This is a genomic window from Bacillus sp. FSL W8-0920 (genome assembly GCF_038593215.1).
Taxonomy (GTDB): Bacteria; Bacillota; Bacilli; order Bacillales; family Bacillaceae; genus Bacillus; species Bacillus pumilus.
Window position 1 is genome coordinate 3,023,464 of sequence record NZ_CP151974.1, and the last position, 25,344, is coordinate 3,048,807.

A 25,344-nucleotide genomic window follows, 5' to 3' on the forward strand; every position below is an offset into this window, starting at 1 on the left:
GTGATAATGATTATCAATCTCGAAGTCTAGTATATCACTTTCTTTTCTTTTTGAAATCATTGTTCTGAACATTTTCTTTATTTTCATCAAAAAACCGGGAGAAATTCACCATTTTTCTTTAGGCCCTAAAATAGCCGATGCATTTTTCATTCCATCATGTTACGATATAATTGAAATTGATAATCATTATCATATATGAGTGAATAGGAGAGAATCTTTGTGAAAAACCGATCTGGATTTCTTTTGATATCCTTAGCCATTCTCATGCTTTTTACAGCTGCTTGCGGCAGCACTTCAAATAAAAAATCTGGTGCCAACCAGGATGACACAATCACCTATCAGGATGTAAAAGGTGAAGTCAAACTCCCTAAAGATCCAAAACGAATTGTGCTTCTGGCAGAAAGCTACTACGGTGACCTCGTGACACTTGGCAAGACGCCAATTGCTGCAACGGCACCCATCTTTAAAAACCCTTTCTATAAAGGCAAAACGGATGGTGTCAAAAACCTTGGAACAACCCCTTCTGTCGAAAAGGTCGCCGCTTTGAAGCCAGATATGATTATTGCTTGGGGAGAAGACGAGAAATTTGATCAATATAAAAAAATTGCGCCAACCGTTGCCATTAAATACAATCAATATTCCTTTAAAGATCAACTAAAAGAATTCGGTAAAATGACAGGTACACCGAAAAAAGCAGCAGAATGGATCAAAAAATGGGATACCAAAATAGCTGAGGTAAAGCCTAAAGTAACAAAAGCGGTCGGCAGTAAAACCGTTTCAATCGTGTCACCTTTTGATAAAGGGATCTATATCTTTGGAAACACCTTTGCACGCGGAGGCGAAATTATTTATGATGAGCTGAAATTACGTGCGCCAAAGGCAGTTAAAAAAGATGCCATCGACAGCGGCGTCGGCTATGCAAACATTTCCCTTGAAAAGCTGCCAGAATACGCAGGCGACTATATTTTCACTAGTCCATGGAGCGGGTCAAAAAGTAAAGGAGACCAGGTGTATGAAAGCAGCATTTGGGCATCACTTCCTGCTGTACAAAATAAACACGTATTTGAAATCGACCCTGTCGGTTACTTCTTTAATGACCCAGTTTCATTAGAAGGACAGCTTGAGTTTATTGTGGACCGATTAACATCTGCATCATAAAAAAACGTTTCTCCATATGTGGAGAAACGTTTCCCTTATTCCGTTCCTTTGGCAAATCCTTTTGACATGAATGGATAAAGCAAAATACCTACTAAGAACAGACCGATGCCAAGTCCAAATGTTTTCAAATCAGCTGTTCCTGAAATAATGACCCAAGCGGAATACCCCATCGCAACAAGCGCAATGATTCCGTCTCTTGTTCGCTTCCCTTTTTGAAGATCATACGTGTCACCTTGCATGATGACTTTAAAGCTATAGATCGAAGACACAATATACGGAATGAGATACGCAAGTGTCGCTGATGTCGTTAAAAAGGTAAAAGCTTCATTAATCGTACGAGACATCACTGAGAAAATAAACAGCTGTGACATGATATTTGTAACCGTTAAAGCAAAAACAGGACTGCCTTTTTTGTTTGTTTTTGCAAATACTGCCGGGAAATCGCCAGCCTTTGCTGCTTGGTATGGTACTTCTGAACCAAGTAAGATCCAGCCAAGCATCGAGCCAAATAAACAAATAATCGCAAGCAATGCCATCACAATTCCACCAGCCGGTCCAATAATAAGCTGAAGCACGTCAACGAATGGTTTATCTGAGCCTTGCAACTGATCGTGTGGCAGGACGCCCATTGTAATCAAAGTAATAATCATGTAGATAGAAAGTGCAATTAAAAGACCTGTAATCGTTGCACGTTTCACATCGCGCTGCGAGGACGCTCTTCCTGATAAAATGACAGCAGATTCGATGCCAATAAATGCCCATAGAGTGGAAATGGCCGCATGATGAATTTGGCCTCCAAGTCCGAGCATTCCTTCGCCTTCTGCTGCAACTGGGAAGTAATAATGTTCAAATAATGCCGTTTGGAATGCAAATAATCCCGCAACAATAAAAAGGACGAATCCAAGTACCTTTGAAAAGGTCGTAATAAAGTTTAATTTACTTGCAGCACTTAAGCTTGTAATTAAGATCGTATGTGTTCCCCAAAGAAGAATGGTACATACAATAAACGTTGTCAGCTGACCAAGTGTGATCGCTTCTTTACCAAAGGTGAAAATCTCCGTCTTCACTGTGAGAATTGGGAAAAATGTCGTTAAATAACCGGCAAGACTCGTAATAATCGCGACATTACTAATCCAGCTTGCTACCCAATATCCCCAAACCATTGTAAAACCGGCCGCTTTCCCCTTTTTCGGATCGTTAAAAAGTGCTCTTGCATAACTTTGTGGTCCTGCCGTTAGCTGCGGCTTATGAATGGACAAATGCCCAAAAACAAGTGCAATCATCAGCACACCGCCACCTGTGACAAGCCATGCCATCGTCACACCTAAAGGACTCGCATGCTGGGCAAGCGTACTTGGCAGCATAAAGATGCCTGAACCTACCATATTTCCGACGACAAAAGCCGTCAATAACCAAAAACCCCATTTTTTTGTCTGTTCCATTTCCGTACCTCCGTTATATTCACTTCGGACCAGACCCGGCAGTATCTTCATTGATATATTTGTGAAGCAATGACTTGTATTCTTTATGTTCCTCATGGGTCCACTTTCTTAACAGCATACCCTTATCTTCGGTACTCAGAACATAAAAAAAAGCCTGAACAACAGTCCATGCTTTTCAAAACATACACCTTGATCTCCGGATAGCCCTCCACGCTTCAAAGACGTGGCAGTCCTGCATTTATTCAATGCAGACCCAGCATAAAGAAAGTTGGAGCTCTCTCTACACTTCGGCGCTGATGCCTTTTTTCTCATGTTCTTCGATTCCATCTCTCCCATGAGTGACTCATCATCCGCGCAACCTCTACCTCACTGAGACATAGCGTGAGGATTTCTATTCATTTTTACTACACGAAGGTTATCAAACATTCTCACTTCTGTCAAAGGGAAAAACATAGAAAAAGGGCAGAGATCCTTTTCTCTGCCCTATACCTGTTTATTGATCGTTGTTTTTCTTCTTTTGTACAGCTTCCTGAAGCGGATCGCCTGCTAGCTCTTTGCTTGCTTCTTCTAACAGCTGATCTACTTGCTTGTGGTCTTTCTCGCTTTTCGCCTTTTTATCCTTTTGGAAAAATGACATCGCTGTTTCCTCCCTTTTCATAAAATGCGGTTGCCTGTTTAATTTGTGCTACAGTGCGCCGCATTATACAAAGTGGAAAGGCTCAATCATCATGAAAGGTCTGTCTCATTTTTTGCAGATACGTCAAATAGGTCTTTAAGTCTTCCTTTGTGAAGTCTGACATCATATGCTGAATCACCTTTCCGAAAAGACGTGTGTGCTTTTCATAAATCACCTGCCCTTTTTCGGTGGCTTCTAACCGGACGAGCGAGGGGTCGTCTTTGTCCCGTTCTCTCTGAATATAGCCCTGCTCACATAATTTATTGAGTGCAATGGAGGCTGCACCTGGGTTTAAAGAGAGTCTTTGTTTCAGCTCTTCGGCATGTGATACTTTGCCTTGTATCAAAATAGAAAGAGCATATATCTGCGGAGGCGTGATGTCTTTTTCTAACTCAAGTAACTTGCGGTTTAATTTACGGCTGACTTCATAATGTACAAGAACAATTTCTTTTAAAATGTCTGCATTACCCATCCGAATCGCATCCTTATCGTTAGTATCAACATGACTTCCCCCTTATTATAGAATGTTTTTCCAATCAGCCAACCCTTTTGCCCTCTTTTTCTTTAGAAATAAGTCTTGCTGAATGAATTCACCCTTGATATAGTGAGGACTTGAACAAAAAACAGAACAGGAGTACGCATCATGACAGGAAAAACACACATTATGGGCGGAATCGCCGCCTCAACAGCCGTCGCCTACTACTACGGATTCGACCCAGTCATCATGGCTGCAGCTGGATCAGCAGGTGCTTTGATCCCCGATCTTTGCCATACAAAAAGTAAAATCGGTAGAAAATTTCCGCTGCTCTCGGCACTGATCAGCAGCGTATTCGGTCATCGCACGTTCACTCACAGTTTATTATTTCTGCTGATCATTTATTTTCTTGCGACAACATACATTCCAAATGACAGCCTAAGTATCGGTTTACTAGTTGGAATGGCGAGCCACCTTATCCTTGATGCTGGAACAGTGAACGGCATTAAATTTTTATTTCCAGCTTCCATTAAAGTGCGTCTCCCCTTCTATGTCAAAACAGGCAGCACAGGAGAACAAGTCGTACTAGCTGCTCTCACTGTCGTCACCTGCTATTACATCGCCGTCATCTGCGGCATATCTATCCCCATCCAGTTCTAACAGAATAAAAAAGAGTTTTGCGAAAAAGATAAGATATGAATTGATCATTCCTCATTTTTTTAGTAGGTTTAAGATAAGTGTTTTTGCCTTGCAGCTGAATACAGAATGATGAGGAGATACATAAATGAAAGCGTTTTTCAAAAATCACTGGTTTTTAGTGTATTCCATCCTCTTCATGTGGATGAAAACATACATCATTTATCAACTAGGTTTTCACATACGAACGGCCAATCTGTTTCATGAATGGCTGCTTTTGATCAATCCACTTAGCTTTCTACTCCCTTTGTTTGGGATAGCTCTTTTTTTAAATGAAACCAAACAAAAGGTTTTTTTATTGACTGCAAATTTTATTCTTACGGCGATTCTTATATCGAATACGATCTTTTATGGTTTTTACATTGATTTCATTACCATTCCCGTGCTATTCCAAGCGAAGAACATGGGAGATATGGGCAGTAGTATGACGGAATTATTCCACCCGCTCTTTGTGCTGATGCTCGTTGATTTTGTCGTACTTGCTTGGCTGCTCAAGCGCAAACCATTAGCCCCAAAAGCGTCATACAAGACGATCAAAACATATTATGCGATCTGCTGCAGCTTCCTATTGTTTCATGTCAGCTCAGCTATGATGGATCACCCTCGATTTCTGACAAGCTCTTATGATCGTGAAGTCATTGTCAGAAACCTCGGGCTGTTCCAATTCCATCTTTACGATGGTGCTGCCCAAACGGCACGCATTGGACAAAAGGCTTTTGCAGATGAAGATACGCTTTCTACTGTAGCAAACTACACAAAGGCTGATTACAGTGCACCAAACGAAGAGTACTTCGGACTTGCTAAAGGCAAGAACGTTGTGTTCATTTCACTTGAATCGACGCAGCAATTTGTCATGAATCAAAAGGTAAATGGACAATATATCACTCCCTTTTTAAATCAATTGGCTAAAAAGAGTTTTTATTTTGATGAATTTTATCAGCAGACAGAACAGGGGAAGACGTCCGATTCAGAGTTTATTGTCGCGAATTCCCTCTACCCTTCTAGCAGCGGCGCTGTCTTTTTCACAGCGAGTGATAATGAATATGATACGTTATACAAGCAGTTGAAAAAGGAAAACTATCAATCCGTCCAATTTCATGCGAATAATAAAACGTTTTGGAATCGTGATGTGATGTATGAATCTCTAGGAATTGATCGTTTTTATGATGTCGATTCATATCATGTCAATGAACGGAATTCCACTGGCTGGGGCTTAAAGGATATCGACTTCTTTGATCAATCCATTGATTATTTAAAAAAGTTGAAGCAGCCTTATTACAGTACGTTCATTACTTTGACCAATCATTTTCCATTTGAAATTGACCCGAAGGATCAGTTTATTGATGAATATGATTCGTCCAGTACCATTTTAAACCGCTATGTGACGACCGTCCGCTATCAAGATGAAGCGATTAAGATGTTTTTTGACCGTATGAAAGAAGAAGGATTGTATAACAATACGATGTTTGTCCTCATGGGTGACCATTATGGCATATCTGAGGCACATCATGAGGCAATGGCACAGCTACTCAATCAAGAGGAAATCACACCGTTTGATGCGGTCAAACTGCAGCGTGTTCCGTTTTTGATTTACATTCCTGGTGTCACGGACCAAGCACCGCAGACGATTTCTGAAACAGCTGGTCAAATGGACGTCAAGCCGACACTTCTTCACTTACTAGGGATTGAAACGAAGGATTCCATTCAATTCGGCAATGATTTATTTTCAAATGAACGGACGCCTTTCGCTGTATTGAGAAACGGTAACTTTATTACAGATGATTATCTCTATACAAAGAACACCTGCTATGATCAAAAAACAAAAGAACCCGTGAAGCAGGATGAGGTATGTCAGCCTTATATCGAAAAAGCCAATAAAGAGCTCTCCTTATCAGACAAGGTGATCAATGGGAATTTGCTGCGTTTTTATCAGCAGTAAACAGGATAAAACGATCTCCTTAGTCGTCACGCTGAAAGTCGCCATTTGGCGGCTTTTTCTTTTCTCTTTTTATTGAAAGCCTATGAATGCTCAAATAAGTTTGCTTATAATAAAGGGAACTACATGATATTGAATGATAAGAGGTGTGAACATGAAGTATATATTCTTAGCCTTCATCTCCATATGTTTGCTTCTGAGTGGATGCCAAACAGAGATGAAGCCATCTAATTCGAATAAAAAAACAGAGCTTGTGATTTCAGCAGCGGCAAGTCTTCAGGATGCACTAAAGGAAATTGAAGCCTCCTTTCACAAACAGCATCCACATGTGACATTAACGAATAACTTCGGATCATCCGGCGCATTGAAGCAGCAAATCGCTCAAGGAGCAAAAGCGGATCTCTTTTTCTCAGCAGCTGAAGAGCACTTCGATGAACTTGTTCAATCTGGAGACATTGACCGAGAATATATCAAGGACGCCATACAAAATGAGCTAGTCCTTATTGTGCCAAAAGATGGCTCTTCCTCTATTAAAAGCTTTCAAGACGTCCAGCACGTAAAAGGAAAGATCGCTCTTGGCACACCTGAATCGGTTCCTGCTGGTACATATGGCAAAGAGATTTTCACAAAACTGAATATATGGGATCAAGTGAAAAAGAATGCTGTCTATGCCAAAGATGTACGGCAAGTTTTAAGCTACGTTGAAACTGGAAATGTCGAAGCAGGTGTTGTGTATAAAACAGACGCCCTCGTTTCTAAAAAAGTAAAGATTGCAGCTGAAGCAAATTCGGACATGCACTCCCCGGTTATATATCCAGTAGGGATTGTCAAAGGGTCAAATCATCTTACGGAAGCCAAAGCCTTTTTTCAATTTCTTCAATCTGATAAAGCCACATCCATTTTTAAGAAATACGGCTTTAAAGTGTCGTAATGCCTATGCTGACTGAAGACTTTCTATCACCCATTTGGCTGTCCGTGCAAGTGGCTATCGTCAGCGGGCTGTTGGCCACAGTTTTTGGCACAACAATTGGCTTCTGGATGGCGCGAACAACTTTTAAAGGGAAAATGATTGTGGAAACGCTCCTGATGATGCCGCTCGTTCTCCCGCCAACAGTCGTTGGCTTTTTATTGCTCGTCGTATTCGGAAAGCATAGTGTAATAGGGGGCGCGATTGAATGGATCTTCCATCAGCCGGTCATTTTCACATGGTGGGCGGCGGTTATTGCTTCGACAGTCGTGGCATTCCCGCTCATGTATCAATCAGCAAAGGCGGGCTTTTCTACAATTGAGTCAGATATTGAAGGGGCTGCAAAAGTAGATGGTGCTCATTCATTCCAAGTCTTTTCCTATATTACTGTACCTCTTGCCCTTCCATCCCTCTTGTCAGGCAGCATCCTTAGCTTTGCAAGAGCCCTTGGAGAATTCGGAGCGACCTTAATGTTTGCCGGCAACATCCCAGGAAAAACCCAAACACTCCCAACCGCTATCTATGTGGCGATTGATTCTGGACGCATGGAGCTTGCTTGGGCGTGGACGATCTGTATTGTGATCTTATCTTTTATTATGCTTTTGGCTGTGCGTAGAAGTAGTACGTAAAAAATCCCTCTATGTGAGAATAGAGGGATTTAGACTACATATTTACTTTGACGTTTTACAATAGTATAAGTCATCAAAGATGACAGGTAGAATAGCAATGAAATACTAATCAGAATGGTGGTTATATTCATGGGAATCGGCACAAATAATTGGTAGTTTCCTTTAAACAAAAAAAAGTGCATAGCTAAGTTGGCGATCATATTTTTTAAATCAAAGACACCTAAGTTAGGAATCAGTAAAAAATAAACCATATAGATGCCCCCTGATAAAATAAAACTTCGACATAAACTGCCTAAGTAAAAAACAAGTGTACTAAATAACCAACTAGTACAAACAACAAACATGAATTGAAGCAGTATAGAATGTTCAGTACTATCTTGATATGTAAACAATTGAACAGATATATCATTTGATATGACAGAATAAAAGATATGGCTAGCTATATAAGAAATAAGAGAAAGAATAGGAATCAATAGTAGAATGATGACATACAGAGTTAATTGCTTAGAAAACAATACATCATTCCACTCATATCGAACTGCCTTTATTTTCAGTGTTTTATATTTAACATCATATGTTGATAAATAAATAGCATATAAACCAAATACGAGAGGATAAAAGATAAATCCCATCCATTCTAAAGTTGTTGAAATCGTTTGAGTGGGTTCCATCAAATGAAGTGAATGAATAAACTGCTCATAATCATATTTCAAGACATTCTCGACAACTTCCCCCTCAGCTCCGGCTAATTCTCCTTCTTCTATGTTGACTGGCATCGTCAAAGCCTTCTTAATATCAATCCCGAGCTCTTTGTATTCACTTTCTGTTTTTACATATTGGGCATAGTTGGATTTTGTTGTTTCATATTGAGCATATACATTCCATAACGAAATCAGCATTAATGGAATGAACAAAACAAGAAATGCTTTGGCATAATATTGATATAAAAACTCTTTTTTCATTAATTTAAAGATATGTTTGATAGATGTCACCCAAATCCTCTCCTTTTTCCTGAAAGTCATGGATTTGAATCATTGATTTGTCTTTTAAAATAAACAATTCATCCACAATAGATGAATAAAATTCAAACTGATGACCTGTAGCAATAATCGTCATGTCTTCAGACCATTTCTTAATCATTGCTTTTAATTCCATCATTGTTCCATAATCTAAACCATTTGATATCTCATCTAAGAATAAATATGTTGGTTTTGTTAAGGCAATGAATATGAAACTTAGCTTCTTTTTTTGTCCATATGAGTAATGTTTGACCTTTTTCTTGAGAATCTCATGTGGCAGGTATTCTCTTGCCAGTTCATCACACTTTTTTTGATCAACATGGCTATTTAACAATAATCTTATATTTTGATAACCGTTTAGATTTAAATAGAGTGGAGTATCATCAAACATCACCTGAATCTCATTTCTTACTTGGTCAATTGGCTGATCGTTATACAAGATTTCCCCTTCATAGTGTTCTAATTGGAGTAAGCATTTCATAAAAGTTGTTTTTCCGGATCCATTCTTGCCCATGATGAAATTTATTTTTTGATGTTTTATTTGAATATGTAAATCTTCAAATACAGGCTGATGTCGATATGTTTTTGTCAATCCTTTTACATGGATCATTTTCCAAAAACCCCTCTTAGTATTTTTTGAGATTATTTATAATATTTAAACAGCGCTACTATGATTTGTAAATAGTTCTTAAGTAGCGCCTTTTCTATTAATCTATTATATTAATCCCAACCATGTTTCCCTTTTCCATTAACCCAAACTCGATCTGTAAAAGAGTTACTCACAAAGGTAACATCTCCCCACGGAGTGGGTGTTCCAAATTTAAGGGTTGTTTTATGTGCCCATTTATGAAGTTTAGATCCCTTATAGTATCTTTTAGACCCATTTTTCACCACTTTGTTAGGGAAGACATAGCCCGCATCTTGAGAACCAGAACTCGATTTGACTTTACCCGAAGAATATTTCCAATCTACATATGATTTGGACCAAGCCATAAAGCTCCCTCTAGATGTGGTTAGCCTTTTAGCATACACTTTCGAAGCACTTGTAGACATCTCACCTTTATTCGTTTCCTTTATTGTTTGTACATACATGGTACTACTAGAATAATCTTCTTGAAGTACTTTTTGCTCCTTACTTAAACCAACATTTGTTGCTTCGGCAAATGTCGTAGGTAGAATCGTGGCACCCAAAGTTAACGACAAGCCAAGAATGACTTTTTTCATATAATTAACATCCTTTTATTCACAGTTAATAATTTACCATATACTTCATTATAATTCCATAAATACAATTATATTTAAGGTGGATTTAAGGAGTTCTTAGGATCATAGATTATCTTTCATTAATAAAAAAACACCTTTCTATTAGTCATAGAAGTGTCTCACTCCTACGCCTATCGAAAGGTGTTCTTATCATTATTCTATTGCATTATCATTCAAACCCAACCGTCATCGTCTCTGGATTCGAGCCGACACGCTCGTTATTGTTTAATGCATCGATTTTTTCCATGTCTTCCTTTGATAATTCGAAATCAAAAATATCTGCATTTTGTTTAATGCGTTCTTCGTTGATTGATTTTGGAATCGTCACGACACCGCTTTGCAGATCCCAGCGCAGGATGACCTGTGCAACAGATTTGTTGTAGCGTGCAGCCATGTCCTTTAATACGTCATGATCTAATAGCTTTCCTTGCATGAGCGGAGACCACGCTTCAATTTGAATGCCTTTTTCTTTTGCGTATTGACGCAGTTCGACAAGTGTCAGTTTCGGATGAAATTCAACTTGGTTCACGGCTGGAACAACCTCAGCATCTTTTAACAGCTCTTCTAAATGCTGAATGTAGAAGTTGCTGACGCCAATGGCTCTCACTTTCCCATCCTTGTAAAGCTTCTCAAGCGCACGCCATGTGTCTTTAAATGTTTCTGCATTTGGGCCAGGCCAATGAATCAAATAGAGGTCTAAGTAATCAAGACCTAATCGATTCAAGCTTGCGTCAATTGCAGCCAGCGCTTTGTCATAGCCTTGATCCGTATTCCATACTTTAGACGTAATGAACAAATCTTCTCGTTTCACGCCAGATTCTTTAATTGCTTTGCCTACGCCTGTCTCATTTTTATAAACGGCAGCCGTATCAATACTGCGGTATCCGTTGCGTATGGCTGCTTTTACGGCATCTACCACTTGATTGCCGTCCTCCACTTTGAATACACCTAAACCAAACCAAGGCATTTCCACTCCGTTATTCAGTGTTACGGTATCATTCAAGCTTTTAACCATTTTAACAACCACCTTTTTCATAGATTCCATCTTTTTCATTATCTCACGTTGTCCATTAAAACTCTATTATCAGGCGTTTTTCTTCGCTTCGATGGCTAACAGCAAAGCACCTGTCATGCCGGCCTTGTCTTCAAGTCCAGGAGAGACAATATATGAATCAAGCGGCGGCAGGTCTACATAATCATTGAGATAAGCAGCAAGCTTCTCTCGAATTAGTGGAAACAGTTGTTTTTGCTTCATGACGCCCCCGCCCATAATGATGCGCTCTGGGCTTAAAATAAGCGAGTACTGCATCAGCGCCTGCGCCAAATAGTCAGCTTCAAGTGCCCAAACTGATTCTTCCTCCGTAAGCTCTTTAGCAGATTTCCCCCATCTTTTCTCAATCGCTGGTCCAGCTGCCAGTCCTTCTAAACACGTCCCATGCGCTGGGCAGACTCCTTCAAACACGTCTGATTCATGCTGCCTGACAAGGATGTGCCCCATTTCTGGATGCGAATGACCGTGAAGAAGCTCGTTTTTTACAACAGCGCCAGCACCGATACCCGTACCGACCGTGATATACAAACAACTATTCAGCCCTTTGGCTGCTCCTTTTGTTAATTCACCTAAGGCTGCCGCATTTACATCTGTTGTAAAAGATACTGGGACTTCTAATTGCTTCTCTAGCTCTGGAATGAACGGGTAATGCTTCCACTCTACTTTCGGCGTGTTCATGATATAACCGTAAGAAGGGTCGTCCTTTTGGACACAAATCGGTCCAAAGGAGCCGACCCCTAATGCTTCAATGTCATGCTGCTCGAAAAATGGCATGAGCTTTTGTAATGTTTTTTCTGGGTGCTCTGTAGGAATTGTCATTTCTTCGAGAATGTCCCCGTGCTCATTGCCAATTGCACAACAAAACTTTGTACCGCCAGCTTCAATTGCTCCATAATACGCCATCATTGATCTCCCCCTGCTTGTTCTCTTTCTTCATCATAAAACATAGGGAAAAAGATAACAACATTACGTGTTGGTCAGGAGAACAGCTTCCATATCATTGATATACTCCCTTAGATGATGGGCAATATCACGATTGATTTCACCATTTTCATACAAAGTTTGAATTTCATTTCGAATCGTCTGTACAGCTTGGAAGTTAAGCTCTTTTTTCTTCCGGTCAAACGAACGGTCTTTTTGCTGAAAGAAGCTTGGACCGTGTTCACATCGATAAATGACTTGGTTGTAAAAGCCAATCACTTGGTGACACGTTTGTTTATTTTCATCGGTCATATGCTGTTTGATCGAGTCCACAGCAGCCTCTGCCGTTTTCTTACGGATTTGCTTGTACGAGTCTTCGTTTTCTAAAATACCGCTGGAAACGAGCTGATTCGGTCGCCATAATTGAAGCCACTGAAGCAAGCGCAGGAACTTCACTTTTGAAAAACGAATTTTGAAGGAGTTTGAATACAGCATTTCCAGCTCATGAAATCTCTCCTGTAGCTCATAGGCTTCTTCTTTATCTAATTTCTCTTCATCAATTAATTGCTGAAGCTTCATTTGTTCTGCTTTAATTCCATGCAATCTAATTTTTCGTTCCTGTCTTCTCATCCCGAATTGGTACGGCTCACGCTGGATATTACGCAGCTTCATTCGGTAATCATTAATGAGTGCTAGAGACACTTCCCTGTTGTCTTCATTCATTCCTTCTCTTAAGGTTTTAATGGCACTTCTCAGCAGCTTCCGTTTCGCATGCTGAACCTTTGTATCCAAATCCACAGCAATTTGCTTGTCTTTTTTCTCAGATAAAAGAGGCAATAATACACTAGCTAAAATGAGTGTACATAAAATGACGCCTGCTGCGAGGAAAATAATCAAATGCCGCTCGGGGAATGGTGATCCGTCCGCAAGCGTAAATGGGATTGAGAAGGCACCAGCTAAAGTGACGGCACCACGAACACCAGAGAATGTCATCAGCATCGAAGCACGCAGCTTCGGTTTTTTCACATTCTGCTTTTTCGTTACACTCCAGTTACCTGCCCAGAAGAGCCATACCCATAAGAATCTCAGGATCATGAGACATAGCGTGATGATTAAGATGTAACTGATGACCTGCATATTATTAAACGCTTCATCCTGGAAAATCACTGTCGATACATCCGGAATCTGCAATCCAAGAATAACGAAAACAAGTCCGTTTAAAATAAATAAAATAATATTCCATGTGTTTGATGAAGCAATTTGCAGTTTGGCTAAATTTGCTTCCATTCGATCCTGCTCAATAGCGTGTGTCACACCGCCAGCAACAACCGCTAAAATACCGGATACACCAATTTCTTCAGCTGCTAAATAGATGACAAATGGTGTAAGGATTTGCAGAATGATATGCATCGTGACATCGTCCATTCCTAAACGGCGGAGAAAATAGCGAAAACGAATGATAAAAAAGGATAGAATAAATCCAGTCAATAGACCACCTGCGGCAATCAGGACAAAGCTAAAGGATGCCTCAGCAATTGAAAAAGCGCCAGTTACTGTTGCTGCAATGGCAAATTTAAAGGCGACAAGTCCTGATGCATCGTTCATCAATCCCTCGCCTTCCAGCAGTCTCATGATGCCCTTTGGCATGTTCACACGGCTGGAAAGAGCACTGACTGCTACCACATCTGTCGGTGATAAAATCGCTGCAAGCGCAAATGCGGCTGGAAGTGGTATGCTTGGGATCATCCAATGGATGGTATATCCCGCGACAATGACTGTCGCAAAGACTAACCCTAGGGCTAACAGAAGAATCGGCGCTCTTAATTTCCACAGCTCGTCCCTTGGGGTACGCTTCCCGTCATTAAATAACAGCGGTGCAATGAATAAAACGAAGAATAGTTCAGGATTTAAAGAAATATGTAAACCTGAAGGAAAAGCTGCCACCAGTATTCCTAAGCCCACTTGAATTAACGGGACTGGAATAAAGGGGACAAAACGATTGATAATATTAGATGATGCAATGAGTGCAAGTAGTACGAGCACTGCCAAAAAAATCTCCACTAGTACGTGTCCCTCCTATTTTCATTTTTTCGTCAAGTTTTGCTTACATGCAAAGATGTGTTCATTTCGAGTTGATTCATCCGTCCGATCATAGAAGCTTCTTTAGTATTCCGCAAAATGTGAAACCAACACATAACAATCCATCTAGGCAAAAAAAGGCTGAATCCAGATATTCAGCCAGCTGACAAAATTTTCATCATATGTATTGTTCCAATGATGAACAAAAAGACCCTGCTTTTATTTTACACGAAAACTCCATTACCTGCTGACATCCAGCTCGTTTCAAACACAAAAAAAAGAGCGAAATCGCTCTTTTCTCGTTTTACCCTTTATTTAAAAAATAAGACCTAGCGGGAAGCCGCCATTTGAATAGATAGGAACAAACCCTGCATACGACGAGGATGAGAAACAGCAAATACAAAGCAATCTCTCCTTGTGCTAAACCGAGTCCTACGAGTAAGCCGCCAAGTGCTGCCCAAACTGCGTAAATCTCCGCTTTTAGCACAAGCGGCTTTCGCCCTGCCAATAAATCACGCACAATTCCGCCACCGCTTCCAGTCAGAATGGCTGCCACAATGACCGCACTGAGTGGAAGCTCTCTTTGCACAGCAAATAATGCACCTTGAATCGCAAACGCTGCTAAGCCAATCGCATCCGAGAAATTCCCCCATGTGCTCCAGTGCTTGAGCAAAAGCTTTGGAAAAAGAAACACAATCGTAATGGATACAAGAGCAATGGTAAACATCTTGCCCTGTGACCATAAAGCAGACACCGGAAGACCGATTAATAGATTCCGAATCGCTCCACCGCCAAATGCTGTCACAATCCCTAAAATGTACACACCAAGAATATCGTACTCTTCCTCCATTGCCACTATCGCACCACTAATGGCGAATGCGATAATACCAATGATACTTAAGACTTCCCATGCCATTTTCCGCTTATCTCCTTACATGATCTGATCATCCAACACTACTCCCTTAATGTATATCTGACATAAGCGAAAAGCAATACAAATTTTCTTTAAATTTTATCTTTTTGCAAAAATAAAAAATAGCCCGCTAAAAAGCAGGCTATCTCTCAATCTTCTTTTGCATTTAACAGCAGCATACTGATGATGATCAGAATAAATGCAATAAGTGCTAATAGCGGAATGGTGATAAAACCAAACCAGTTCAAATAATCAACAGAACAAGGAATACCGCTGAGGCAAGGGCGAATCGACGCAAAGCCTGGGATCTTTTGTTCCATATAATGATAGATGGAAAAGCCAGCACCGATTACAGCTAAAGGCAGTACGTAATACTTCACTTTGACATCACCCCGGAACGTAGCAATTCCAAGTAAAAGCACGAGCGGGTACATGAAAATACGCTGGAACCAGCACATATCGCATGGAATAAACTTTTTGATTTCACTTAAATACAGGCTGCTCATCGTCGCAACGATCGAGACAATCCAAGCACTGTACAAGTAAATAAGCTTATTCTTCATGATTTCTTCCCTTTAAGCTCTTGATCAATTAATTCTTTGATTTCATCATAGTCATAGAAGTTTTGGACTTGTTTATTGTTAATGAAAATCGTTGGTGTTGAATTCACTTTGTATTTGTTCACAAGCTGATCGTCTGTGTTCAGCTGCGGCTGATACGTTTTCTTTGATAGGTTATCTTTGAGTTTGTCCGTATCAATTTTTGTTGTCTTTTTCGCTAATTCAGTCAGCTTAGCAGGCGTAACCCATTCTGCTTCACTATCTGGCTGTGCTTGATAGACAGCTTCATGGAATGCCCAGAAGTTTTTTGGATCTTCTTTCCATACTTCTTCAGAAGCTAGTGCTGCTAACACTGCGCCATCTCCATGAACAGGCAGTGGCAAGTTAATAAATGAAAATGATACATCGCCTTTATCTATGTAGTCTGCTTTCAGTTTTGGGAAAATGTCTGTTTCGAATGATTTACATGACGGACATTTGTAGTCCCCAAACTCGACAATTTGCACCGCTGCATCTTTGTCTCCTATGACAGGCTGTCCTTTAATCGAAGGCTTACTGTCAACTGTTTGTGCTTCTTGGCTGTTCTTGTTTCCAATCACAACAAATATACCGATGAGAAGAGCTGCGATGATGGTTAAAATGACAGCAAATTTAATGGATGAAGATTGATTATTTTTCTTACTCACATAAGCACCTACCTTATCTTTTTCATTCCTTTTAAAAAAGAAAAAGGATAATAGCTTAGAAAAATGCCATTATCCAACTTCTTCTATTTTAACAAGAGGGGGTCCATTATGAAAGATGGTATTCATGAAATTTTCCTTACAATTTTATTTCATGACCCTCATCGCATTTAAAACAGCGAGTACGGTGACACCGACATCCGAGAAGACGGCTTCCCACATCGTCGCAATTCCGAATGCTCCGAGTAATAGGAAAACGCCTTTGACACCAAGGGCAAATGCGATATTCTGCCAGACAATCCTTCTTGTTCGTTTTGCGACAGCGATGGCTTCTGCTACCTTTGATGGCTGGTCCGTCATGATGACGATATCAGCCGCTTCGACAGCTGCATCTGAACCAAGCCCGCCCATTGCAATTCCTATGTCCGCTCTTGCTAATACCGGTGTATCATTAATGCCGTCCCCAACAAATAATAGCTTTTCTTGAGGCGATTTTTTCTGATCAATTTCTTCTAATTTCGTTACTTTGTCTTGCGGTAATAATTCTGCATGTACTTCATCAATGCCAATTTGCTTAGCGACCGCCGTTCCGACTTGCTTAGCATCACCAGTGAGCATGACGGTTTGAATACCAGACGCTTTTAGAGCAGAAACGGCTTCGATTGCATCGTCCTTTAATTCATCTGCGATCAAGATTGATCCGGCAAACTCACCGTTAATTGCCATGTACACAACGGTTCCGCTTCTTTTTTCTTTTTCATACGCAATGTCTTCTCGCTCCATCAGGCGGTGATTTCCCGCTAAGACGTGAGATCCGCTGATGGTCGCTTTAATTCCATGTCCCGCGATATCCTCATATGCTTCGATCTGGCTTTCATCAAGCGGTGAGCTATATGCCGCTTTAATCGATTCTGCAATAGGGTGAGAGGAATGGGCTTCTGCTAGTGCTGCAAAAGAAAGCAGCTCTTCTTCTGACCACTTGTCACTGACTGTGGCAATATTGGTCACTGTAAAGTTTCCTTTTGTAAGCGTGCCCGTCTTATCAAATACCGCATATTTCACAGAATTCAATGCTTCTAAATAGTTACTGCCTTTGACAAGGATGCCTCGTTTAGACGCTGCCCCAATTCCCCCGAAAAACCCTAATGGAATGGATACAACAAGAGCACAAGGACAAGAGATCACGAGAAAGACAAGCGCCCGGTACACCCAGTCAGACAATTGTGCTGATGGAATAAGAAGCGGCGGCACAAAGGCAAGCAATAAGGCGAGCACGACGACAGCCGGTGTATAATATTTTGCAAACTTTGTGATGAAATTTTCTGTCTGTGCTTTTCGGCTGCTTGCATTCTCAACCAAATCTAAAATTTTCGTCACTGCCGATTCGCTTAACTCTTTTTGGACTTCAATTTCAAGTATACCGTTTTGATTCACAAATCCTGCAAGAACTTCTTTTCCCGCTTCTACATCCCGCGGCACCGATTCCCCTGTTAATGCGGATGTATCAACAAGTGAGAAGCCCTCAATAACGAGCCCATCCAGCGGAATTTTTTCACCAGGCTTCACGACAATACGGTCACCGGCTTTTACTTCTTCTGGATTCACTTTTTTCGTTTCATTTCCAACTTTTAGATTCGCGTATTCTGGACGTATATTCATTAATTCACTAATTGAACGTCTTGAACGATTCACTGCCGCCCCTTGGAAGAGCTCTCCAACTTGGTAAAAGAGCATCACTGCCAGTGCCTCTGGATATTGCTGAATCACAAAAGCGCCAACTGTTGCAATGGTCATTAAAAAGTTCTCATCAAATACTTGGCCTCGCACGATATTTTTCAGCGCTTTAAAAACCACATCACCGCCGACTAGTAAATATGCTGCGAAGAACATAAGGAACTTTAATACACCATCTTCAGGTATAAAGAAAGCGGCTGTTCCAATGACTGCACCGCCAATTAATTTCAGCACAATCGTTTTTAAATTTTTTGTCCCATGATCATGATCGTGATGATGTCCTTCTTCTTTCGGTGATACACTCACATGAGGTTCAATGGACTGAACAGTTTTTTCAATACGCTTTGTCATCGTTTCTTGCTTATCTGCATGCGTCACAGTCAAGGTGCCTGTCGCAAAGTTAACAGAGCAAGCTTCCACTCCATCCATTTTGCTGACACCTGTTTCTATTTTACGTGCACAGTTGCCGCAATCAAGACCGCTTAATACGTATTCATCCTTCATCTTTTTCATGTTCTCACCTTTTTCTATATGATAAGTAACGTTCCCTGGATCGATTCAACCTATTAAAAATTAAAAACTTTATATATGAGCATATATTCATATATTGGATTACCCTTATTATATGAGGATTTCTTATCTTCTGTCAATCATTTATGAAGAAATAATTGGTTTTTTGTGTCCCATTCTGTCACACGGATTTTCAATAAACCAAGCTCATGTCCCCCTTTCTGCGCATAACATAAAAACGATCGTTTGATCTCTGACAGAATAAGTGCAGTTTTTTCTCTTTACAAAAGAAGGACAGACGCTTAGAATGAAATAAAAGTTTCCCCAAGGAAACAAATTAGCGTTAGAGAATCATTTCATCCTTTAGTCAAAATTATTTAATGTATGCATATATCTTTAGGAAGTGCAATGATGATCGAAAGGGGCCGCAAGAGATGCCAAATGCTTTAACAATCGACCGTCTTCATGTGTCATATCACGGGCAGGATGCTTTAGAGAACATCTCTCTTTCCATACAGGAAGGAACGATGACAGGAATCATAGGTCCAAATGGTGCCGGTAAATCGACTTTACTCAAGGCATGCTTGGATTTAATTGAAAAAGATCAAGGGGATATTCGCTTTTTTGAACAGCCCTTTAAACAAGTTAGAAAACAGATCGCCTATGTACCTCAGAGAAATGATCTAGACTGGACGTTTCCTATTCATGTGCTGGATACCGTCCTACTTGGAACATATCCGAAGCTTGGCCTGATCAAACGTCCGAAAAAAGAAGACCGGTCATATGCGTACCACTGTTTAGAAAAAGTCGGCATGCAGGACTTTGCCAAAAGACAAATTGGTGAGTTATCCGGCGGTCAGCAGCAGCGTGTCTTCCTTGCAAGAGCACTTGCGCAAAACGCACAGCTCTTCTGTTTGGATGAACCATTTGTTGGGATTGATATGGCAAGTGAAGAAACGATGGTTGGCATTTTGAAGGAATTACGGGATGAAGGAAAAACCATTTTGGTGGTCCATCATGATTTAAGTAAAGCCGATGATTACTTCAGCCATCTCGTTCTGTTAAATAAAAAACTCATCAAAGCTGGACCTGTACACGATATCCTTCGCCCAGAGGTCATGCTGGAGGCATATGAAACGCAGCTACCATTCTTAAAATCAGCAGGAGGAGACGTGTAATGGAATTTTTAACCGGACTCTTTGAATATGCGTTTTTACAAAAAGCATTATTTACATCCGTGATGGTAGGCATTATTTGCGGGGTCATTGGCTGCTTTATCATTTTACGGGGCATGGCCTTGATGGGAGACGCCATATCGCATGCTGTGCTGCCAGGTGTCGCCATCTCTTATATGCTGGGAATTAACTTTTTCTTCGGAGCCGTCTTAACTGGCGTATTAACAGCGATTGGGATCGGATATGTGAGTCAAAACAGCCGCATTAAAAATGACTCTGCCATCGGTATTGTCTTCACCGCTTTTTTCTCAATCGGAATTATTTTGATCACATTTTTGAAAAGTTCCAGTGATTTATATCATATCTTGTTTGGAAACGTTCTAGCTGTTCGTTCATCTGATATGTGGATTACGCTTGGCATCGGCATTTTTATCCTGCTGGCCGTCATCATTTTCTACAAAGAATTGCTCATTAGTTCATTTGATCCGGTGATTTCTTCGGTTTACGGTTTACCGAATCGAATGATCCATTATTTTCTCATGACCTTGTTGACCCTTGTGACCGTTGCTTCACTACAAACTGTTGGGATTATTCTTGTCGTTGCCATGCTTATTACGCCGGCAGCCACTGCGTATCTCTTAACAGACCGGCTATGGATTATGATTTATTTATCTGCATTTTTCGGGGCAGTTTCTGCCGTTGCCGGTCTTGGGCTTAGTTTTACGTATAACTTGTCGTCTGGCGCTTCTATCGTGCTAGTTGCGACCATTTTATTCGGGAGTGCCTTTATCCTTTCACCAAAGCAAGGAATTCTATGGAGATCATTAAGATCTAAACGAAAACGAACGCAGCTAAAAAAGGAAGCGTCTATGTAAAAGGAGGACATATATGAAGAAGGTATTTGCAATCCGTTTGACCGCAGTATTCATTGCCCTTATGGTCATCACAGGCTGTTCTACAAAACAAAATAATTCCGGCAAAGATGACGGCACATTAAAAGTCGTCACGACCTACTCTATTCTTTATGACATTGTGAAGGAAGTAGGCGGAGAGCATGTCTCTATTCACAGCATTGTTCCCATTGGTACAGACCCACATGAATTTGACCCACTGCCAAAGGATGTTCAGCATACAACGGATGCAGACCTTGTTCTATATAATGGCTTAAACCTTGAAACAGGGAATGGCTGGTTTCAAAAGCTGCTCGAATCGAGTGGCAAGGACGGGGATGATGCACCTGTAGCCGAAATGAGTAAAGGCGTCAAAGTAAAACATTTATCTTCAAAAGGCCTCGAAAGCCAGCAGGACCCCCATGCCTGGCTAAATGTCGAAAATGGGATTCTGTATGCTAAAAATGCCAGAGATGCACTTATTAAAGCGGACCCTGAGCATCAAGAGGATTACGAAAAAAATGCAGAAGCCTATATCAAAAAGCTTCAAGCGCTTCATGATGAAGCAAAAGACAAGTTCGACCAGCTGCCAAAAGACAAAAAGCGTCTTGTGACAAGTGAGGGAGCCTTCAAGTATTTTGCAGATGCCTATGGACTAAAGGCAGGCTACATTTGGGAGATCAACACAGAGAATGAAGGAACACCTGGACAAATGAAGCGCATCATTCATTTCGTCAAAGATCATCAAGTGCCTGCGCTCTTTCTTGAAACAAGTGTCGATCCACGCAGCCTTGAAAGCCTATCTGAAGAAACTGGTGTTCCGATTAAAGGAAAAGTATTTACTGACTCCATTGGAAAGAAAGGTGAAGATGGGGACAGCTACTATAAGATGATGAAATGGAATATTGACACCATTTACAAAGGGCTTTCATCATAAGAAAAGACAGGCGGAGTGAGTTCGCCTGTCTTTTTTATTAGCTGGCTATATTTTGCGGGTGTTTTTTCGGCCAGATCACATAGCTGATGCTAATGACGAAATCAATGGCTAAGACCATTCCCCATACTCTCGCTAGCTGCATCAGTGCTTCCGTTCGTTCTGGTGCTTGGATGAGATAAGATAACCCAAATAGTAGACCGGCTCCGATGACATAAGAGACGAGATGCCGCGTCCAGCCGACTATTTCATATACAGACCGTTCCTTCCCGTACTTTGGTCTTCCCTTCGGCTTAGGGCCTCCTGCAAATCGATAAGCAAACCGGACATCTGCCCATTTCACCATTTGATGTCCAAAAGCGAGACTCACCCCAATATAAACAGCTGCGAGCCCGTGAATGACACTTGCCACAGCCCCCTCTCTTAAATCCATATAAGTCGCTGCAAGAAGTATGAGATCCAAAATCGGTGTACAAATGAGGAAGAAGGCGCCCCACTTTTTCTGTCTAAACACATAACGAAGTGTTAACCCCACCAGAATAAACAGCCAAAAGCCAATTTCACATGCCACAATCAATAACCCGATCAATATTCACCACATCCTTTTTAATACGATTGTATTAAATAAAAAATAACACAACTGTGTTAAAAAAACAATAGCTGTGCTAAAATCAATGTATGCCAAAAATCGTCGATCACTATAAACAAAAACAAAAAGTCGCTCAAGCTGCCATGAGAGTGATTAAACAGGATGGATTGGAAAACGCTTCTGTACGAAAAGTAGCGGTAGAAGCTGGCATTTCAGCGGGCTCTATGCGTCATTATTTCTCCACACAGCAGGAGCTATTTCTTTTCTCTATGACATTGATTCAGGAAAGAGTCAAAGAGCGGATGACAGGACTTCAGCTGAACGGTTCAACGGAAGAAAATGTCTTCGCGTTATTGGAGCAGGTTCTCCCACTTGATGAAGAACGAAGATTTGAAATGGAGGTGTGGCAGGCTTTTACAGTCAAGTCGATGACTGAACCTGATTTACAGCCGCTCAATACAAAGATGTATGACGAGCTTTTCCAAATGACCCAATATTGTTTAATGAAATTAAAAGAGGATGGGCTCTTGCTTGATCATATCGATCTTTTAGTCGAAACTGAGCGGCTTTATGCGGTCATCAATGGGCTTGCATTGAATGGAATCTTGCAGCCTCATCGCTTACCGCCTCAGCTCATACGCTCCGTACTGCAGATGCACATGCAATCCATCACCAAAAAAGACATGTCTCCCTCATGAGGGAGCATGTCTTTTTTTAATCTTCCATAAAAATACGTTTTGCTTCGTAGTAGAGTACCTGCACAAATTTCTTCACATTGATACGGGTATGTTCTTCTCTACCGCTCGTCTCTTTTGTTAATTCACTCATTTTCTTTCGCACGATGGTGAAATCAAAGAATTTAGAAGCGTAATTTTCAAAGGTCGGATGAGAAAAATCAGTTAACCCAAGTGAAGCGATGTGTTTCAAGGATTGGTTGATCGCACGCCTCACCCGCTGTTCCGCTGCTTTCGCTTCTCTTGCAATGTCTGCCGATGTGTAAGGCTCATTTAATTTATCCTCGGTGACACCCGTGAAAATGACCTTTAAAGAAGGAAATGAATCATGATGTTCGGTATGTAGCGCTAAATACTGATCTGTGAAGAGGATCATATCTAATAAATCTTTAGATCCCTTTTCGCCCACAATTCCAAGCTCTGCAAGCAAGAACTGGCCTGCCTCTGCAAGACTTTTCCCACGCTGCTTCGTTTTCGTCTGACCGCGCTGCTGAAACTGCATGACGGATTTGAGTGAGTGCTGAATATTTTCAATTGAATGCTCTAAATGAAGCCGCTCAATCATGAGGTGGAGCACACTTAAGACCTCTACACGATTGATTGGCTTTGTCACATAATACTCGACACCAAGCGTATACGCCTGGCCGATTAATTCCTTTGTTTCTACCTGTGACAGCATTAAGTATTTGCCATGAAACTCATCCTTAATGGCTCGAATCGTTTCAAGTCCGTCTCGTTCCGGCATCAATAGATCAATACATAAGATATCAATGTGCAAATCATTTAAGTAGCTTGCCGTTAACTCTGCGCCATCCTCTGCTTCTCCCGCGACGAAGCCAAGCTCTTCATCTTCAATGAGCTGAGCGAGTGAAGAACGCACGGCTTCATCATCATCCACAATAAAAAATCTCATCTCCCAATCCCCTCTTTTCTACTAACTTGATCCATTGGTATCGTTAACGTGAAAGTCGTTTGTTTATTTGGGATACTCTTCATCTCAACACTTCCGCCAAGCTTCTCCGCTGTATCCTTTACATAGGAAAGACCGATACCGCTTGATGGATTCCCAGCCTGATCGTATTTTAAAGTAAAACCGGGTTTAAAAATCACATGATGATTACGCTCTTTAATGCCAGGCCCGTTGTCACTAATTTGAAAGATCACATGGCTCTCTTTCTGGGAAATAGAGAGTGACACCTCTCCATCCACCGGAATGGCTTCGACAGCATTGGAAACGATATTATTTAACAAAGATAGAATGGTATACACGTGATAGACGGGATGCTGCCCATCTTCATCATAATGAAAGACAATGTTTTTTTTAAGAGATTCTGCGTAATTTTCATGAATACGAATCACGAGCCCAGCAATATGCGCAGGACTTGCATACGCCTGAAAATTTTCTTCATGAATCAGCTTTGATAATGCAGAAAAAATCCGCTGGTTATCCTTTTTGATCTCATGCACCTCTCCTGCGATTTGCAGGGCTGTTTTTCCGAGCTTTTTCAAATCCAATGACTCTGCATCCTTTGCGTGATGCAGGGATTGATACAATTGATAGGATGTCGCTGTAATGTGCTCAGCATGTGCAAGTGTTTTATGAAAGTATGTAGATTCCGTGTAAAGATTAGACAGGAGCATGAGCAGATGTTCCTTTTCCTTTTTCATCTGACGCTCTCTCGCCTGCTCTTCATATAATCGAATCATTGTATAACAAGCCAACACGAAAAAGCTTCTGAAAATCGCCAACACGAAAAGTTGAAACAGCGTCCGCATCGTTAAAATTTCATCGATGGTGCCACGAAGTGCAATCATTTCAACAACGCTCGCGCATAGCTCCATGATGATACCTGTCGCTCCAATCAGCCAAGGCTGATCGCGGAAACGTCTGACCTTTAATAAATAAAAGAGCGTGCCGTAGACGACGTAATAAAGCAGGGAAGGAAATCTTAAAGAAATCGCCTCTTCCAGCGGAAGATGACCTGTGACGGCTGTATCAAGAAGCACGCGAAACGCAAAAACAGAAACCCCTGCAATGATACCGCTTGCCCACGCTGGGAATTTTTTCATTTGGAGTAGGATAAAGAAAAAGACAACGGTTCCAAAGCTGACCCGAAAACTGTCCTCAAATGGATAAAATTTAAACTCTCCGCCAATCGGTGTCAGTACAATAAGCATCACAATTAAATAAGGCTCTGTATTTAGCCATTTTTTCAGTAGATTCAAACGCAGTCACATCCCTAATAATTGACGATAGTATACTATGTGGGCTTGAGAAAAACAAACATCCATAAAAAAGCGCACACCGGA

The 25,344-nt window shown here is 41.0% G+C and carries 25 protein-coding genes and 1 riboswitch; of the genes, 9 read left to right on the plus strand and 16 right to left on the minus strand.

The window, feature by feature from the left end; translation table 11 throughout:
- Positions 1-219 precede the first annotated feature (219 nt).
- Entirely contained in the window at positions 220-1,158 is a 939-nt protein-coding gene (locus tag NSS78_RS15460; protein ID WP_309215937.1) for an iron-hydroxamate ABC transporter substrate-binding protein, read from the plus strand.
- A gap of 35 nt (positions 1,159-1,193) precedes the next feature.
- Here the strand turns inward: NSS78_RS15460 and NSS78_RS15465 are convergent, their stop codons facing one another.
- The 3 genes from NSS78_RS15465 to NSS78_RS15475 all read right to left on the minus strand — a co-directional run bounded on the left by NSS78_RS15465 (position 1,194) and on the right by NSS78_RS15475 (position 3,748).
- Complete coding sequence (locus NSS78_RS15465; RefSeq protein WP_050944120.1) at positions 1,194-2,600, minus strand: amino acid permease; 1,407 nt, start codon at positions 2,598-2,600, stop codon at positions 1,194-1,196.
- A gap of 193 nt (positions 2,601-2,793) precedes the next feature.
- Positions 2,794-2,972, minus strand: a riboswitch (Lysine riboswitch).
- 121 nt (positions 2,973-3,093) lie between these two features.
- Positions 3,094-3,237 (minus strand): small acid-soluble spore protein SspJ, encoded by a 144-nt coding sequence (gene sspJ / locus NSS78_RS15470; RefSeq protein WP_003213383.1) that lies wholly within the window; start codon positions 3,235-3,237, stop codon positions 3,094-3,096.
- 82 nt (positions 3,238-3,319) lie between these two features.
- Entirely contained in the window at positions 3,320-3,748 is a 429-nt protein-coding gene (locus NSS78_RS15475) for a MarR family transcriptional regulator (RefSeq protein ID WP_003213061.1), read from the minus strand.
- Between the two features lie 171 nt (positions 3,749-3,919).
- Here NSS78_RS15475 and NSS78_RS15480 point away from each other — a divergent pair, with 171 nt between their 5' ends.
- From NSS78_RS15480 to modB, 4 genes are all read left to right on the plus strand, one after another.
- Entirely contained in the window at positions 3,920-4,411 is a 492-nt protein-coding gene (locus NSS78_RS15480) for a metal-dependent hydrolase (protein ID WP_050944121.1), read from the plus strand.
- A gap of 124 nt (positions 4,412-4,535) precedes the next feature.
- Entirely contained in the window at positions 4,536-6,386 is a 1,851-nt protein-coding gene (locus NSS78_RS15485) for an LTA synthase family protein (protein WP_003213307.1), read from the plus strand.
- A 151-nt stretch (positions 6,387-6,537) separates the two neighbouring features.
- Entirely contained in the window at positions 6,538-7,314 is a 777-nt protein-coding gene (modA, locus tag NSS78_RS15490) for a molybdate ABC transporter substrate-binding protein (protein ID WP_327839826.1), read from the plus strand.
- Positions 7,314-7,979: a molybdate ABC transporter permease subunit gene (gene modB, locus NSS78_RS15495; protein WP_342468155.1), complete on the plus strand. Its 666-nt coding sequence runs from the start codon at positions 7,314-7,316 to the stop codon at positions 7,977-7,979. Before modA ends, modB begins: the two co-directional genes overlap by 1 nt.
- Positions 7,980-8,008: 29 nt before the next feature.
- Here modB and NSS78_RS15500 read toward each other — a convergent pair whose 3' ends face one another.
- The 10 genes from NSS78_RS15500 to NSS78_RS15545 form a co-directional block, all read right to left on the minus strand.
- Positions 8,009-8,971 (minus strand): ABC transporter permease, encoded by a 963-nt coding sequence (locus NSS78_RS15500; protein WP_212045538.1) that lies wholly within the window; start codon positions 8,969-8,971, stop codon positions 8,009-8,011.
- On the minus strand, positions 8,946-9,608 hold the full coding sequence (locus NSS78_RS15505; RefSeq protein WP_212045539.1) for an ATP-binding cassette domain-containing protein: 663 nt from the start codon (positions 9,606-9,608) through the stop codon (positions 8,946-8,948). The genes NSS78_RS15500 and NSS78_RS15505 overlap by 26 nt, the downstream gene beginning before the upstream one ends.
- A 110-nt stretch (positions 9,609-9,718) precedes the next feature.
- Positions 9,719-10,222: a hypothetical protein gene (locus NSS78_RS15510; protein ID WP_212045540.1), complete on the minus strand. Its 504-nt coding sequence runs from the start codon at positions 10,220-10,222 to the stop codon at positions 9,719-9,721.
- 208 nt (positions 10,223-10,430) lie between these two features.
- Positions 10,431-11,276, minus strand: coding sequence for an aldo/keto reductase (locus NSS78_RS15515; RefSeq protein ID WP_212045541.1), 846 nt, complete (start codon positions 11,274-11,276; stop codon positions 10,431-10,433).
- A 69-nt stretch (positions 11,277-11,345) separates the two neighbouring features.
- Complete coding sequence (locus tag NSS78_RS15520; protein ID WP_050944124.1) at positions 11,346-12,215, minus strand: ROK family protein; 870 nt, start codon at positions 12,213-12,215, stop codon at positions 11,346-11,348.
- 63 nt (positions 12,216-12,278) lie between these two features.
- Positions 12,279-14,294, minus strand: coding sequence for a Na+/H+ antiporter (locus tag NSS78_RS15525; protein WP_003212699.1), 2,016 nt, complete (start codon positions 14,292-14,294; stop codon positions 12,279-12,281).
- A gap of 322 nt (positions 14,295-14,616) precedes the next feature.
- Positions 14,617-15,228 carry a trimeric intracellular cation channel family protein gene (locus tag NSS78_RS15530; protein ID WP_003212961.1) on the minus strand — a complete coding sequence of 204 codons (612 nt, stop codon included), beginning with the start codon at positions 15,226-15,228 and terminating at the stop codon, positions 14,617-14,619.
- Positions 15,229-15,374: 146 nt separating this feature from the next.
- Positions 15,375-15,788: a disulfide oxidoreductase gene (locus tag NSS78_RS15535; protein ID WP_003212957.1), complete on the minus strand. Its 414-nt coding sequence runs from the start codon at positions 15,786-15,788 to the stop codon at positions 15,375-15,377.
- The gene (locus NSS78_RS15540; protein WP_050944130.1) at positions 15,785-16,471 is read right to left on the minus strand and encodes a DsbA family protein; all 687 of its coding nucleotides are present in this window, start codon (positions 16,469-16,471) and stop codon (positions 15,785-15,787) included. The genes NSS78_RS15535 and NSS78_RS15540 overlap by 4 nt, the downstream gene beginning before the upstream one ends.
- A 144-nt stretch (positions 16,472-16,615) precedes the next feature.
- Positions 16,616-18,715: a heavy metal translocating P-type ATPase gene (locus NSS78_RS15545; RefSeq protein WP_212045542.1), complete on the minus strand. Its 2,100-nt coding sequence runs from the start codon at positions 18,713-18,715 to the stop codon at positions 16,616-16,618.
- Between the two features lie 431 nt (positions 18,716-19,146).
- On the opposite strand from NSS78_RS15545, the gene NSS78_RS15550 reads away from it, so the two are divergent.
- Genes NSS78_RS15550 through NSS78_RS15560 form a run of 3 tightly spaced genes read left to right on the plus strand, consistent with a single transcriptional unit; the run spans position 19,147 to position 21,714 of the window.
- Entirely contained in the window at positions 19,147-19,890 is a 744-nt protein-coding gene (locus NSS78_RS15550; protein ID WP_212045543.1) for a metal ABC transporter ATP-binding protein, read from the plus strand.
- Positions 19,890-20,762, plus strand: a complete 873-nt coding sequence (locus NSS78_RS15555) for a metal ABC transporter permease (protein WP_003212785.1) — start codon at positions 19,890-19,892, stop codon at positions 20,760-20,762. Before NSS78_RS15550 ends, NSS78_RS15555 begins: the two co-directional genes overlap by 1 nt.
- 13 nt (positions 20,763-20,775) lie before the next feature.
- On the plus strand, positions 20,776-21,714 hold the full coding sequence (locus NSS78_RS15560; protein ID WP_050944146.1) for a metal ABC transporter substrate-binding protein: 939 nt from the start codon (positions 20,776-20,778) through the stop codon (positions 21,712-21,714).
- Between the two features lie 37 nt (positions 21,715-21,751).
- Here NSS78_RS15560 and NSS78_RS15565 read toward each other — a convergent pair whose 3' ends face one another.
- A complete protein-coding gene (locus tag NSS78_RS15565; protein ID WP_003213116.1) occupies positions 21,752-22,300 on the minus strand; it encodes a hypothetical protein in 549 nt (182 codons plus the stop codon).
- A gap of 89 nt (positions 22,301-22,389) precedes the next feature.
- Here NSS78_RS15565 and NSS78_RS15570 point away from each other — a divergent pair, with 89 nt between their 5' ends.
- On the plus strand, positions 22,390-22,998 hold the full coding sequence (locus tag NSS78_RS15570) for a TetR/AcrR family transcriptional regulator (protein ID WP_253622240.1): 609 nt from the start codon (positions 22,390-22,392) through the stop codon (positions 22,996-22,998).
- Positions 22,999-23,014: 16 nt separating this feature from the next.
- Here the strand turns inward: NSS78_RS15570 and NSS78_RS15575 are convergent, their stop codons facing one another.
- Positions 23,015-23,947 carry a response regulator gene (locus NSS78_RS15575; RefSeq protein WP_003212842.1) on the minus strand — a complete coding sequence of 311 codons (933 nt, stop codon included), beginning with the start codon at positions 23,945-23,947 and terminating at the stop codon, positions 23,015-23,017.
- Complete coding sequence (locus NSS78_RS15580) at positions 23,944-25,260, minus strand: sensor histidine kinase (protein WP_003213283.1); 1,317 nt, start codon at positions 25,258-25,260, stop codon at positions 23,944-23,946. The genes NSS78_RS15575 and NSS78_RS15580 overlap by 4 nt, the downstream gene beginning before the upstream one ends.
- Positions 25,261-25,344 lie beyond the last annotated feature (84 nt).

Coding starts and splice junctions, on each gene's coding strand:
- NSS78_RS15465 (WP_050944120.1), bottom strand. CDS start 2,600: ATGGAACAGACAAAAAAATGGGGTTTTTGGTTATTGACGGCTTTTGTC.
- sspJ (WP_003213383.1), bottom strand. CDS start 3,237: ATGTCATTTTTCCAAAAGGATAAAAAGGCGAAAAGCGAGAAAGACCAC.
- NSS78_RS15475 (WP_003213061.1), bottom strand. CDS start 3,748: ATGGGTAATGCAGACATTTTAAAAGAAATTGTTCTTGTACATTATGAA.
- NSS78_RS15480 (WP_050944121.1), top strand. CDS start 3,920: ATGACAGGAAAAACACACATTATGGGCGGAATCGCCGCCTCAACAGCC.
- NSS78_RS15485 (WP_003213307.1), top strand. CDS start 4,536: ATGAAAGCGTTTTTCAAAAATCACTGGTTTTTAGTGTATTCCATCCTC.
- modA (WP_327839826.1), top strand. CDS start 6,538: ATGAAGTATATATTCTTAGCCTTCATCTCCATATGTTTGCTTCTGAGT.
- modB (WP_342468155.1), top strand. CDS start 7,314: ATGCCTATGCTGACTGAAGACTTTCTATCACCCATTTGGCTGTCCGTG.
- NSS78_RS15505 (WP_212045539.1), bottom strand. CDS start 9,608: ATGATCCATGTAAAAGGATTGACAAAAACATATCGACATCAGCCTGTA.
- NSS78_RS15510 (WP_212045540.1), bottom strand. CDS start 10,222: ATGAAAAAAGTCATTCTTGGCTTGTCGTTAACTTTGGGTGCCACGATT.
- NSS78_RS15515 (WP_212045541.1), bottom strand. CDS start 11,276: ATGGTTAAAAGCTTGAATGATACCGTAACACTGAATAACGGAGTGGAA.
- NSS78_RS15520 (WP_050944124.1), bottom strand. CDS start 12,215: ATGGCGTATTATGGAGCAATTGAAGCTGGCGGTACAAAGTTTTGTTGT.
- NSS78_RS15530 (WP_003212961.1), bottom strand. CDS start 15,228: ATGGCATGGGAAGTCTTAAGTATCATTGGTATTATCGCATTCGCCATT.
- NSS78_RS15535 (WP_003212957.1), bottom strand. CDS start 15,788: ATGAAGAATAAGCTTATTTACTTGTACAGTGCTTGGATTGTCTCGATC.
- NSS78_RS15545 (WP_212045542.1), bottom strand. CDS start 18,715: ATGAAAAAGATGAAGGATGAATACGTATTAAGCGGTCTTGATTGCGGC.
- NSS78_RS15550 (WP_212045543.1), top strand. CDS start 19,147: ATGCCAAATGCTTTAACAATCGACCGTCTTCATGTGTCATATCACGGG.
- NSS78_RS15555 (WP_003212785.1), top strand. CDS start 19,890: ATGGAATTTTTAACCGGACTCTTTGAATATGCGTTTTTACAAAAAGCA.
- NSS78_RS15560 (WP_050944146.1), top strand. CDS start 20,776: ATGAAGAAGGTATTTGCAATCCGTTTGACCGCAGTATTCATTGCCCTT.
- NSS78_RS15570 (WP_253622240.1), top strand. CDS start 22,390: ATGCCAAAAATCGTCGATCACTATAAACAAAAACAAAAAGTCGCTCAA.
- NSS78_RS15575 (WP_003212842.1), bottom strand. CDS start 23,947: ATGAGATTTTTTATTGTGGATGATGATGAAGCCGTGCGTTCTTCACTC.